The sequence below is a fragment of the Microbacterium sp. I2 genome (genome assembly GCF_051364985.1).
Classification (GTDB): Bacteria; Actinomycetota; Actinomycetes; order Actinomycetales; family Microbacteriaceae; genus Microbacterium.
This window is the reverse complement of record NZ_JBLWIH010000001.1, coordinates 562,782-575,565: the sequence shown is the minus strand read 5'-3', so window position 1 is coordinate 575,565 and position 12,784 is coordinate 562,782. Positions and strand designations below refer to the sequence as shown.

Genomic DNA, 12,784 nt, shown 5'->3' with positions numbered 1-12,784 from the left:
TCGCGGTAACCCGCGCAGCGCGCCGTCGTCCCGGGAGTCCTCGCACCCCGGGTCGCGCGCCCCTCCGACATGGTCGGGATCCACGGTCCTCTGACGATCGTCCGTCCCGAACCACCGCCGCACGCAGCGTGCGCCGGGGTGCTCCATCCTTCTTCTCTGGAGCGCCCTCATGCGTCACCGTTCCTCTCACGGCGGCCGACACGAACTCGGCCAGAACTTCCTCACTCACCGCTCGACGATCCACGGGATCGTCGACCTCGTCGCCGCGACCCGTGGGCCGATCCTCGAGATCGGCGCGGGCGACGGTGCGCTGACCATCCCGCTGGCCCGCCTCGGACGCGACCTCGAGGCGATCGACATCGACGAGCGCCGCGTGCAGCGGCTTCGGCAGCGGCTCCCGCACGCTCGCGTGCAGCACGGCGATGCGCTGCGGCATCCGCTGGACCGCCCCGTCGTCGTCGGCAACGTGCCGTATCACCTCACGACACCGATCATGCGGCGCCTGCTGTCGCACGGAGCGTGGTGTCACGCCATTCTGCTGACGCAGTGGGAGGTGGCGCGCAAGCGCGCGGGCGTCGGCGGTGGCACGATGATGACCGCGCAAGCCGCGCCGTGGTTCGAGTTCGTTCTCCACGGACGCGTGCCGGCACGTCATTTCACCCCGATGCCCAGTGTGGACGGCGGCATCCTGAGCATCACGCGGCGGGGCTCGCCGCTGATCGACCCGCGCCAGCGGCGAGCCTATGACGGGTTCGTGCGCGAGATGTTCACCGGCCGGGGGAGCGGACTGGCATCGATCGTGCAGCAGCGCAACGCCATCAGCCGGGCACGGGCGCGGGCGGCGCTGCGAGAGATCGGAGTCCCCGACCATGCGTTGCCCCGTGACCTGCGGCCGGAGCAGTGGGCCGCGCTGTGGGCGACGGTCGGGGCAGGCGCGGGAGCGAGGTAGGGCAGGTGAGATCGTCCGCGCTGCGAAGTACGCTTGCCGCGTGCACCGCATCTTCGGCATCAGCTTCGCCTCGGTCTACCCGCTCTACATCGAGAAGGTGGAACGCAAGGGGCGCTCGAAGGAAGAGCTCGACCAGGTGATCGAGTGGCTGACGGGCTTCGATGAGGCCGAGCTGCAGCGCCACATCGCCGAGCGGACCACATTCGAGGACTTCTTCGCCGATGCGCACCTCAACCCGAACGCCTCGCTCATCACGGGCGTCGTGTGCGGGGTGCGTGTGCAAGAGATCGAGGATCCGCTCATGCAGAAGATCCGCTACCTCGACAAGCTGGTCGACGAGCTCGCCAAGGGCAAGGCGATGGAGAAGGTGCTGCGCGCCGCCTGAACCCGTGCTGATACCGTCGGGAACGCACCGGCGAGCGAGTCGGCGCAGGGCGGGGCGGAACATGGCGGAGCGGATCAGCTGGGTACTCGTCGACGGCGAGAACATCGACGCGACGCTTGGCGGGCAGATCCTCGGCCGCCGGCCGCAGCCCGAGGAACGGCCTCGCTGGGATCGGCTGCTCAGCTTCGTCACCGACCGGTGGAACCAGCCGGCGCGCGGGCTGTTCTTCCTCAATGCCAGCTCGCACCTGCCGATGCCGTTCGTGCAGGCACTGCTCGCGCTCGGCTACCAGCCGGTGCCGCTGTCGGGCCCCGCCGACGAGAAGATCGTCGACATCGCCATCCAGCGCACGCTTCGTGAGCTCGCGGGACGCGAGGGCGACGTCGTACTCGTCAGTCATGACCGTGACTTCGTCGAAGATGTCGCACGACTCGCCGACGGCGAGCGTCGCGTCGGACTGATCGCGTTCCACGAGTTCCGCAGCAGCGAGTTCGCGGGGCTGCCGGGCGTCGAGTTCTTCGACATCGAGTACGACGCCGAAGCCTTCGACGCCCCGCTGCCGCGGGTGCGCGTCATTCCGATCGACCAGTTCGATCCCGCCGAGTTCCTCAGATGACGGATGCGCGGACTCCGAGCCGCCGTGCCGCCCGGGGTGTCTGCGACCGGGGCTAGCCTGAACGGGTGCCCGCCGATGCTCGTCCTCAGACCGCCCGGGATCAGCGCAGTGCCCGGGACCAGCTGACGGCGGTGGTCCAGGCCGCGTCGGCGCCCGGCACCCACGGCTTCGAGGCGTTCGCCGGACTGCCCACGCCGGCCGATGCCAGGCCCGCGGCCGTCCTGATCCTCTTCGGCGTGCTCGACTCGCTGCCGAGCGACCACGACGCGCAAGCCACCGCGGTCTCACGTGACCTCGACGTGCTCCTGCTCGCGCGCGCGACGACTCTGCGGTCTCACGCCGGTCAGGTCGCCTTCCCCGGAGGACGACTCGACCCCGGAGATGACGGGCCGGTGGCGGCCGCACTGCGCGAGGCGTGGGAAGAGACCGGGCTGGACACGTCCGGCGTCGACGTGCTCGGCACGCTCGAGAACATCCCCCTCGAGTACTCGTTGCACCTGGTCACTCCAGTGCTGGCGTGGTGGCGGCATCCGTCACCCGTCCGCGTCGTCGACGAGGCCGAGTCCGCCGACGTGTTCCGGGCTCCTGTCGCCGACCTGTTGAACCCTGCGAATCGCGGTGCGACCGTGATCCGCAGGGACGGGCAGGAATGGCGGGGTCCGGGCTTCTTCGTGCCGCGCTTCGATGCGCAAGGCACCAGGGTGGGCGAGCACCTCGTGTGGGGATTCACCGGGATGGTGCTCGACGGCCTGTTCGACCGCCTCGGCTGGACCGAGCCGTGGGACGACACCCGCGAGCTGCCTCTTGCGCTGCCCGACTGACCCGCGAGCCACGGCAGGATGGGTTCATGCCTTCTGTTGACGAGATCGTCCCCGCCAGCCGCCGCCATCTGCTCGACCTCGCTGTGTACGGGCACCTCGGCACCGTCCGCCCGAACGACACCGTGCAGGTGAACCCGATGTGGTTCGAGTTCGACGGTGAACACATCCGCTTCACGCACACGAACTACCGCCAGAAGTACCGCAACCTGCAGCACAACCCCTCCATGTCGCTGTCGATCCTCGACCCCGACAACCCGTTCCACTATCTCGAGGTCGCCGGAAAGCTGGTCGAGGTGATCCCCGATCCCGAGGGCGCCTTCTACGTCCGGCTGCAGAATCTCTACGGCAATCCGAGCACGACGCCGCCGCGCGACAAGGCCGACCGCGTGATCCTCGTCATGTCGATCGAGCGCGCGACCACGCAGTAGTCCAGAGAACGAACGAGCGGATGCCGCGACCCGCGGCATCCGCTCCCTCGTCGGCCCCGCTGATCAGCGCGTTCGATGGCCCCCGGGACCGCCGTTCCCGGGGTGACCGCCCGGATGGGCCGACCCTCCCGGTCTGCCAGGGTGCTCTGGCTTGCCGGGGACCCCTGGTTTGCCGGGGTGCGCCTTGTCGGGATCCAGCAGTCCGCCGTGCGTGAGGCTCAGGTACGGCGCAGAGTGGATCGTCGTCATGGCACCCTCTTCGGCGAGCAGCTGCTCGAGCGCGTCCGATGGATACCGGTTTTGTGCCAGCTCTAAGTAGCTCATGCTGTGCGCGATCACACCGGTCGCCCGCAGGTAGTCGATAGTCCGGACGTTCGCCAGCTTCGCGACATCCCCCGCGTAGTAGGGGAAGGATGCGGGGTCGGCGACCCATCCGCTCACCTGCTCCACGGCATCCTGCAGTCCCGTGCCGTGAGCGTTGACGTACGAGTGCAGGTCGTAGCCGTGCAGGTCGAGCGTCTCGGCGACGAGCATGAGCGGCAGAAGCGAGAAGTGGGTGTACCAGATGCCGTAGTCGCCGACGCCGTTGTTGCGCGTGACCTCCTCCGGCATGTGGCCGTTCGCGTCGATCTGATGCTCGACGAGCTCGACGGCCCGGTCGTAGGCCGCCTGCACGCCCGCGGCGTCGCCGAGGTAGGCGGCGCCGACGGTGGTGAGCTCGAGCGCCCAGCTGCCCCAGTTGTTCGTGCGATGCAGGATCGAGCTGGCGATCGGCAGCGCCGTCTCGCGCAGGAACCCCGCAAACGCCGCCTCGCTCTCGGCCGGCCAGGCGTCCGTTCCGCGCAGCAACTCGGCCGCGAGCACGAACGCGGGGAAGTGGTAACTGAAGGCGAGGGCGGAGTCCTCGCTCGTGCGAACGCACTCGACCGTCCCCGTCCACGCGTCGATGAAGGCGGCCGCGTGCGCGCCGTAGCGCGCATCGCCGGTGAGCCGGTAGGCCAGGGCGAGCTGGTAGGCCGTGTTGGCGTCGTTCTGCAGGCCGTCCCGCGCGGCGCGGTGCGCCGTCGGGTTGTTGTAGAAGAACGGCACGAAGAACGTCTCGGGCGGTGCGGGGGCGCGCTGCAGCCCGGCGTCCGCCTCGTCGATCAGCCGCGGGAACGCCGACGCCTGAGGCTCGATGCCCTTGCGGACCCGCTCGGCGACGGTGTCGAGCCGTGCGTCGTCGTTGAGCACCGTTCCGCGGGCGCTCTCGGCGGACGGCTCCCCGGACCACGCGACGCAGTCGGCCGGAGCGGGCTCTTCGCGCTCGCTGACGCCTGTCAGCTCGACGTCGTCCACCACCATCCGCACGTCGCGATGAGCGGCGAGCGAGAAGCCTCCCGATGCGAACGTGCCGTCGGTCACGGTGAGCGTCGGCGCGACCGCATTGCCGAGGCTCACGCTCAGCTGCTCCCCGTCGAGCCGCGCTGTGACGGTCACCCAGTCTGCACCGGGACGGGCGTCGGTGGCGGTGCGTCCGTGATAGGTGACCGCTGAGTTGCCGGCCGCCTCGATAACGGCGAGCTCGCCGTTGTTGCGCACGAGGATCGTGTAACCCGACTGCGTGTAGTCGTCGGTCGTGCCTGCACGGTGCACGGTGAACCCGGCCCACGCGGACTCGCCGCCGCCTTCGGTGCGGAACGTGGCGGTGGCAGAGCTCGTCGGCTCGAGCCCGTAGTCGACGAGCGCGAGCACCGAGCCGCGCGTCGACCCCGGCGTCACGACGCGAGCCGCGCCGCCGGACGCCTGCCAGCTGCCGGCCGCCTGCGCCCACGCGCTCGACAGCGTGTCGAACCCGTCGCCGAACGTCGTCGCCTCGTCGGCCTGCGCCATCACCGGAGGAGCGAACCCCACCAGCGCGATCGCCACGGCAGCGGCGATCGAAGATCGCCATCGGTTCTTCGTCATCGTTTCCCTCTCCTTCGTCCGGTCGTTCTGCGGGTCGTGTGAGCCTCAGCGCACCGTGACGGTCACGGGCTTCGACGCGGTCTCGCCGTTCGCGTTGGCGAACACGGCGACGAGCGTGTGCGTGCCGGGGGCCACGCCGCGCAGCGCGACCCAGGCGCGCTGCGCGTCCGGAGTGTTCGCCGCGAGGTCTCCCGATCCGACGACCGCGCCGTCCAGTTCGAACCGGTACGACGTCGCGTTCGTGCCCCACCAGAGGTTCGCCATCGCGGTGAACGTGCCGTCGCGGTCCCAGTCGTCGTGGCTCACCACGGGCGTTGCGGGCGCCGCGTGCACGACCTTGACGGTCGTCGACGTGGTGGCCGTCACGCCGCGGGCGTTGATGACCTCAGCCGTGTAGACGTAGGTGCCATTCGGCTTGCCGGTGAAGCTCGCACCGGTGGTCTGCGACATCACGGCAGGTTCCAGCACCTCGGTCGCGATCAGCACGCCGTTCTCGTAGAGCCGGAACGCCGCGCCGGGCGTGCCCCACCAGAGATTCATCACGACGTCATAGGCACCGTCGTGCAGTCCGTACGCGTGCCCGCTGGTGTTCGACAGCGTGCCGCGGCCGGGCGCCGAGACCGGGCTCGTGTCGGCGTAGACGTAGACGGTGATGGATGCCTCGGTCGCGGCATCCGCCCCGTTCACGGCCCGCACGCTCACGGTGTGGCTCCCGGCCTTCCCAGTGAGGTCGATCGCGGCATCGGGTGTCACGGCCTCGCCGTCGAACGCGACCTCGAGACTGTCGACGCCCGACTCGGGATCCGAGGCGCCGATCGCGAGGCGCAGAATGTCGCTGTCCTTCAGCAGCGCGGCGTCGGCGGGGAGCCCCGCGATCACGGGCGGCGTGTCGTCGGCCGGAGCGGTGACCACGAGCGACGCGGTGCGGGCGAAGGACCCGACGCCGTGACTGACTGCGACGATGTCGCCAGGCCGCGCGCCGAGCGCGGCCAGGTCGAGCTCGGCGGTGTAGTCGAGCGCGTTGACGCCCGTCTGCGAGACCGTCACCGGGGCGGCCGGCGTGCCGTCGACGGTCACGCGCACCTCGCCGGTGTTGCCGCCCTCGGCATCCAGGTTCAGCGGCGCTCGTAGCGTGACGACCGCCGATCCGTCGGCAGGCGCCTCGGCGCGGTCGAGGGTGATCGAGCTCGACGTGAAGGCCCGCCACGCGAGCGATTCGATCCACGCGGTCGTGAACGTGACCCAGCCTTCGGTGTGGCCGATGTTCGCGACGCCGGGTTTGAACGGGTAGTGGCCGTTCTTAGGGCTGCCGTCGAACACGCCGTGCGCGCCCTGGAGCAGGCCGTAGCCGCCCTGGTACTCCGAGAACCAGCCGAGGTCGAGGCCCTCGAACGCCAGCTCCAGGTCGTTGATCCGGTACTGCGCCGCGCGGCCGGTCGGGTTGCGCCCGAAGACGTTGTCGACGTGGGCCTGGGCGATCTCGGTCAGGCGAGCGTCGGTCGCGGGGTCGTCGATGAGTGTCGTCGCCGCCAGCGCGGCAGCGGGGAACCCCAGCACGTTGCCCGACTCGTTCGGGTCCTCGCCGGACCCGCCGCCGGTGAAGCTCGGGATCGTCCAGCGATCGTCGCTATACCGCCGGAAGTCCCACATGTTCGCCGACCGGGCGACGGCGACGCCCGCCCACTCCTCCGCGAACGCCGCAATGCCCTCCAGTGCCTCGGCCGGCAGCATCGCCGCCAGCGTCGCAAGCGACGTCATCAGGTGGTACTCGCCCTGCCGCTGACCCTTCGTCGTTCCGGGGTCGGCGAGGTCGACGTTGTCGATGAGCCACTGCGCCTGTGCGAGTGCGGCATCGCGGTACGACTCCGCGTCGCCCCGCCCCTCGCGTACGGCGACCTCCCACATCCGCAGGTTCGGGACGATCGAGTGCCCGGGCGGGAACTCACCCTTGCCGGTGCCGATCTGCGTGTACACCTGCAGCAGGTCCGCCGTATGCGGCGTGTAGTCGTGCCAGAAGTACCGGTTGTACTCGGCCTTCGACCAGATCGGGAACAGGTAGTCGCGGACGTCCTCGTACAGCGACCGGGGGATCCACTCCGCGAACTCCGGGTACGCCCACAGGAACGACGCCAGCTGCTCCTTGACGAGGGCGTGGTCGTACTGGCCGCGGAGGTAGATCTCGGCGCCCCACGCGAGCAGTCGTGCGATCTCGGGGCTACCCTCCGCGGTCGGATACTCGAGGCCCTCGTAGACGGCGTCGGGCATCCGGATCGCAGCGATGGGGGTCGGGTTCGCCACGTACAGGTCGACGAGGCTCGAGAGCTCGAAGGACATCTGGTGCGAGTCGCGCCATCCGAGGCCGCGCATGCACTGCGGATGCGTTCCGTTGAGCGGCTTGCCGGTCAGGTCGCCGAAGAAGCATCGCACGTCGCTCATGAAGGCGATGGCGTGGTCGTAACTGACGCGCTCGGTCCAGTTCGCCCCGATGCCGAACTCGTACGAGTCGCCCTCGCCCGCTACGCCGTGGACGAGGATGCGATACGGGCCGGTGCCGGCCGGGTCGAAGTCGCCGAAGTCGCCGACCTTGCCCTGGACGGTGCCCTCGTAGACGGCGGCGCCGGACTTATCGACGACCTGGAACGCCTCCCCGTCGATTGCGTTCGGGGCGGTGAACCGCTTCGGACCCCCGAGGTCGTATCCGGACTGGTTGATCACCACCGGCTGCGGGGCGCCGGTGCCGGTGGACGGCGTCCACGCGCACCCGGATGCCGTGGTCGGGTGGCCCGTGGGCGACGCGTCGAGCTGCTCCACGCCGATGCCGCCGATGCGCGCATCGGCCTGGTAGGCCCCGATGCCGATCGTGCCGCCGGCTTCCCCTGCGGGGACCGCAGCGACGAGTGCACTGTCGACCCATACCGCGAGGATTCGGTTCGCGCGGGTGACCTCGATGTTCGCCCATTCGCCGAGCTCCACCGGCGCACGACCCGTGCAGAGCACCGTGCCGCCGTTGGGCCTCGCAAGCTTGATGCCGGTGGCCGTGAGCTGGATCGCCGTGTTGCGAGCGATGTGGCTGTAGGGCGAGGCCGCGTCGACGAGCAGCGACACGGTGCCGTTCGCCGCGAGCTGGTCCGTACGCACCGAGGTGCGCAGCGTGTACGCGTCAGGCAGGTCGATCTGGGCGGTCGGCCGCAGGTAGCTGCCCGAGGACGCCGTGAGGTTGTCGATCGTCACGGCGTCGACCTCGCCGCCTTGTACGCTCCACGAGCCGAGCGCGCCCGCGAGCGGCGTCCAGCCGCCGGTGCCGCTCGACCACGTCTCGGAGAAGGGCAGACCGGTCGATCCGGGAGTGCCGGTCTCGTGCGGCACGAGCCGCACGCTCGCCGCGCGCGTGTTGATCGCGGTCGTCGTGGCCTGGCGGCTCAGCCTCACGGTCGCGGTCTCGCCCGCCGACAGCTCGACCGATCCGAGCGCCGCCCACGCCCCGCGCTCGGCGGTCTGGTCCACCGTCGCCGTGACCGGCGCGCCGCTGCCGCCCGACACCGTGTACACGGCGGTGGTCTCGGAGTTGCCGGCATCCGGCATGCCCGCCTCGACCCGGTAGGTGCCCGCCTCGGAGACGGGCAGCGTCCAGGTCGCGGCCGCGCCGGCGCTGGTGCTGTAGAGGGTCGGGGCCGCATCCGGACCCGTCACGGCGCTCGAATGCCACGTGCCCGTCGTCGAGAAGGGCACCGACCCATCGGTGCGAGGCGTCGTCGCGGTCACCGGCACGGTGACTGCGGTCGGCGCCGCGGTGGCAGCGGGGGCGACGATCACCGTGAGGGCTGCGATCGCGACCGTGGCGACGGCCGCGAGGCCGCGCCTGCGGGCGCGGCGCGACACCGGGCGAGCTGCTGTCGGGGACATCCGGATCTCCTTCGATCGGGTTCTCGCGCGGCGGTCCGCGCCGGTCAGTACACGCGGATCGACACCACGCGCGCTTGGGGGACGCCGTTGGTCGCGAGCACCCGCAGCCGCAGCGCGGTCGCGGTCGCGGCATCCGTCGCGTGCACGCGCTGCCGGCGGCGGTTGGCCTCCACGCGCACCACTTCGCGCCACGCGCCGCCCTCCTGGACGTCGAGCGCGTAGTCGCGCACGAGCTCGGGGAAGATGCGGTCGGGTGTGCGGTGGTGGTGGAGCGTGTTCAGCTCGACGTCCGTGTCGTCGTCGAACACCAGACGGATGCTGCGCACCCGCTGCGGCTCGGACCACTCGAGCGTGAGCGACTCGGCATCGGCGCCTCCCGGCTGCGACATCCAGAGGTTCGGTCCGCCGTAGAAGCGGTGGTAACCGCCGACCGCCTTCGACTCGTCGAACGCCTCGGTCGCGGGGCTCACGCGCACGCGCGGCGTGCGTCCGCGGAGCGCGATCGCGGGCCACGCGATGACGCTCTCGGACTCCTCGACGGCGACGTTCGCGTCACCGTCGGCCTGCGGCCGGTGAGGGAGCGCGAGCACGCCCGGGATCTGGGCGGCGCTCAACACGACCGACACGCCCGCGGCTGCTTCGAGCACGATCACGACGCTCTCGGGCGCGGACGACTCAGCCGGCGTCCACGAGAGCGGAAGCCGCACCCACTGCGGCTCGGCGGCTGTTTCGACGGCGACCTCGACGCGCGCGCGCTCGTCGACGGGCACCGCGTTCTGCCGGTGGCCTGTCGTCCACAGCGACGCGGCGACGGTCGTGTCGCGCTCGACCTGCAGTAGCACGTCGACGTGGTCGAGGCGGGGATCGACGGGCAGCAGGATGCCGAGATCCCGTTCGAGGGCGAACGGCGCCTCGTCGGCGCCGGGTACGAGCTCCGCCGCGTCGAGGGTGCGGGCGGTGCTCGACGCGGTGACGACGGCCCGGCGCGCGAGGTCGTCGGGATCGGAGTTGCGGATGCCGAAGACCGAGGCATCCTGTCGCAGCATCGTCTGGCGGAGCGTCTCGTTGTGACCTGTCGCGAGCTCGCGCGGACGCACGCCGAGGTCGAGGGCGAGAGCCGCCCCGGTGCCGGCCGCCTCGCCGCCCGCCCCGCACGTGGCCATGACGCGCGTCGAGCCGAACGCGACATGCGTCGCCGAGATGTCGCGGCCCGCCAGCAGCAGGTTGGCGACGTTGCGCGAGTAGTAGCTGCGGAATGGGATGCCGTAGATGCCGTTCGAGTAGCGCTGATGCGCGCCGGCCACGGTGGCGTACATCCCGTCGACGGGGTGCAGGTCGATCGACCATCCGCCGAACGCGACGGCATCGGGGTGATCGACCTGGTCGAGGATGTCGTTCTGGGTCAGCACGTGATCGCCGAGGAAGCGCCGGTACTCGCGCTTGCCCGGGAGCGCACCCACCCATTCGAGATCGAGGTTCGCGGCGTCGAAGCGGCCCGAGTTCTTGATGTAGTCCCAGATGCCGAAGATGACCGAGCGCAGCTCGTCGCGGATGATCTCGTTGTCGTGCACAGTGTCGAGGTGGCCGCCCCACTCGATCCACCAATAGTGCGCGCCCTTGTCGCCCGACCGCAGGATGCGTGACGTCGGGATCGGGGTCTGCGTGATGTCCTTCGCGGAGTCGGGCGCGACGAAGTCGACGGGGCGCCCCAGGTCTTTCGTGTAGAAGAGGATCGTCGAGCCGAGCAGTTCGTCGTCGGCCTCGTCGGGTGCCCACGACTCGCCGAACTCGCGCGATGCCTCGCGTCCGATGCGGTAGTCGGCGCCGGCGAGGTGGCCGACGAGGCCGTCGCCCGTGCAGTCCAGGAAGTAGGGGCTCGTGAAGGTCGTGAGGGTCTCGGAGCCCATCGTCCAGCCGTGCACCGCGGTCACGACGCGCTCGCCGTCGATGCCGGCGGCGTCGACCTCGCGCACGTCGGTGTTGAGGAACACCGTGATGTTGGGCTCGGCGCGCACGGCGTCGTGCACGACCTCGTCCCAGATGATCGGGTTGCCCTCGGGGTTGCGGTACTGGTTTTCGACGTAGAGCTCGCCGATCACACCGCTCTCGCGTGCGAAGCGCTGCACGCCGTGGGCGGTGGCACCCACGACCCACACGCGCACCTCCGACGACGAGTTGCCGCCGAGGACCGGCCGATTCCCGATGAGCGCGACGCGCTTTCCGAGCCGCGCCGCGCTGATGGCGGCGCAGACTCCGGCGAGGCCACCGCCGACGACGGTGATATCGGATTCGACGTGACGAGTGCGCATGATTCCTTCGGAGGGACGGGGAGGGTGAGGGCAGCAAAGGGCAGGGTCGCTGTCCGGCCCGGGGAACGAGCTCCCCGGGCCGGAGAGCGGAATGATCGTCAGAGAAGGCCCGAGATGGTGTCTCCCGCGGTCTTCATGGCGGCGGATGCCGATGCCTGCCCGATCAGGACCGCCTGGACCTGCTCGGCGATGGCGGTCTCCATCTGTGCGTACGAGGGGTATGTCCACAGCGGGCTGGGCTTCGCAGTCGACGTGATCGTCGAGGTGAACGCCTCGACGAACGCGTTCTGCGCAACCGCGTCGGAGGCGAGCGCCTCCTCGGTGGTCGGCGGCAGGCCGAGCTCGGTGAAGTACGCCTCGCTCTGCTGCGGGTCGCTCGTGAGCCACTGTGCGAAGTCGGCGGCGGTGCCGGCGCCCTCGCCGTCCACCACGACGACGAGGTGTCCCCAGAGCACGTGCTGCGGCGTGTCGCCGGACTTCAGCACGGGGCGCGCGATGGGCGTCATCTTGTCGCCGAGGCCCGCGTCGGGCGACTGCGAGACGACCGACGACTTGCCGACCGGCGCGTCGTCATAGAGCGCGGTCGCCCCCTGCGCGAACAAGGTGCGGGCGGCGGCGCGGTCGACGTCGGGAGCGATCAGTCCGTCGTCGTACAGCTTCTTGTACCACTCGACGGCCTTGACGGACGCCTCGTCCCCGATCGTCGACTCGCCGCCCTCGATGATCGGGGAGCCGAAGGTCTGCATCCAGACGACGATGTCCTTGAGCTGGGCGGCCTTCGTGCTCGCGGCGTACGGGATGACGCCGATGCCCTTGAGCGCGCGAAGACCCTCCTCGAACTCCTCGATCGTCTTCGGCGTGAGCGAGGCGCCAGCCTTGTCGAACAGCTCGGCGTTTCCGATCAGGCCGATCGCGCCGATCGTCCACGGCAGCCCCAGCTGCTTGCCATCGAGCGCGCCGGCGCCCAGCGCGGCGTCGGTGTAGCCTCGGCCGTCGGCGAGGGCCGAGAGGTCGGTCAGCTTGCCGAGCGCGGCCAGCGCCGACAGCCACGCCACGTCGAGCTGTGCCGCGCCGGCGAACTGGCCGCCTCGCACCTGGAGCGTGAGCTGGTTCAGGTATTCGTTGTAGGGGTACGTGCTGGTGTCGATCGAGATCCCGTCCGCTTTGGCGAAGGTGTCGAGCGCCGACTGCACGGCGGGCTTGGCCGCCTCTTCCGACAGGCTCCACGACGCAAATGCGAAGTCGGTCGGGGTGCCGGCGCCGCCAAGCGTCGCGGCAGGACCGGATGAGCCGTCCGGTGCGCAGCCGACCAGGCCGAGCACGGCAGCGCCGCCGAGCCCGAACACCGAGTACCGCAGCAGCGAGCGCCGCGAGATTTCCGTTGCCATGAGTTCTCCTTCGAATCGGATGGGAGGTGATGCAGGAC

At 70.3% G+C, this 12,784-nt stretch carries 9 protein-coding genes; 5 read left to right on the top strand and 4 right to left on the bottom strand.

The features are described 5' to 3' along the window. Positions 1–169 precede the first annotated feature (169 nt). From erm to ACLKM7_RS02640, 5 genes are all read left to right on the top strand, one after another. The gene (erm, locus tag ACLKM7_RS02660; protein WP_436445469.1) at positions 170–949 is read left to right on the top strand and encodes a 23S ribosomal RNA methyltransferase Erm; all 780 of its coding nucleotides are present in this window, start codon (positions 170–172) and stop codon (positions 947–949) included. 40 nt (positions 950–989) lie between these two features. Then, on the top strand, positions 990–1,334 hold the full coding sequence (locus tag ACLKM7_RS02655) for a DUF2200 domain-containing protein (RefSeq protein WP_436445468.1): 345 nt from the start codon (positions 990–992) through the stop codon (positions 1,332–1,334). A 61-nt stretch (positions 1,335–1,395) separates the two neighbouring features. Next, complete coding sequence (locus ACLKM7_RS02650; protein ID WP_436445467.1) at positions 1,396–1,950, top strand: NYN domain-containing protein; 555 nt, start codon at positions 1,396–1,398, stop codon at positions 1,948–1,950. A gap of 65 nt (positions 1,951–2,015) precedes the next feature. After that, a complete protein-coding gene (locus tag ACLKM7_RS02645; RefSeq protein WP_436445466.1) occupies positions 2,016–2,771 on the top strand; it encodes an NUDIX hydrolase in 756 nt (251 codons plus the stop codon). A gap of 26 nt (positions 2,772–2,797) precedes the next feature. Then, a complete protein-coding gene (locus tag ACLKM7_RS02640) occupies positions 2,798–3,199 on the top strand; it encodes a PPOX class F420-dependent oxidoreductase (RefSeq protein WP_436445465.1) in 402 nt (133 codons plus the stop codon). Between the two features lie 63 nt (positions 3,200–3,262). On the opposite strand, the gene ACLKM7_RS02635 is transcribed toward ACLKM7_RS02640, so the two are convergent. The 4 genes from ACLKM7_RS02635 to ACLKM7_RS02620 form a co-directional block, all read right to left on the bottom strand. Continuing rightward, positions 3,263–5,146: an alginate lyase family protein gene (locus ACLKM7_RS02635; protein ID WP_436445464.1), complete on the bottom strand. Its 1,884-nt coding sequence runs from the start codon at positions 5,144–5,146 to the stop codon at positions 3,263–3,265. Between the two features lie 45 nt (positions 5,147–5,191). Next, a complete protein-coding gene (locus tag ACLKM7_RS02630; protein ID WP_436445463.1) occupies positions 5,192–9,049 on the bottom strand; it encodes a hypothetical protein in 3,858 nt (1,285 codons plus the stop codon). A 44-nt stretch (positions 9,050–9,093) separates the two neighbouring features. Then, complete coding sequence (locus tag ACLKM7_RS02625) at positions 9,094–11,358, bottom strand: FAD-dependent oxidoreductase (protein ID WP_436445462.1); 2,265 nt, start codon at positions 11,356–11,358, stop codon at positions 9,094–9,096. 98 nt (positions 11,359–11,456) lie between these two features. Continuing rightward, positions 11,457–12,746, bottom strand: a complete 1,290-nt coding sequence (locus ACLKM7_RS02620; protein ID WP_436445461.1) for a sugar ABC transporter substrate-binding protein — start codon at positions 12,744–12,746, stop codon at positions 11,457–11,459. Positions 12,747–12,784: the final 38 nt, after the last annotated feature.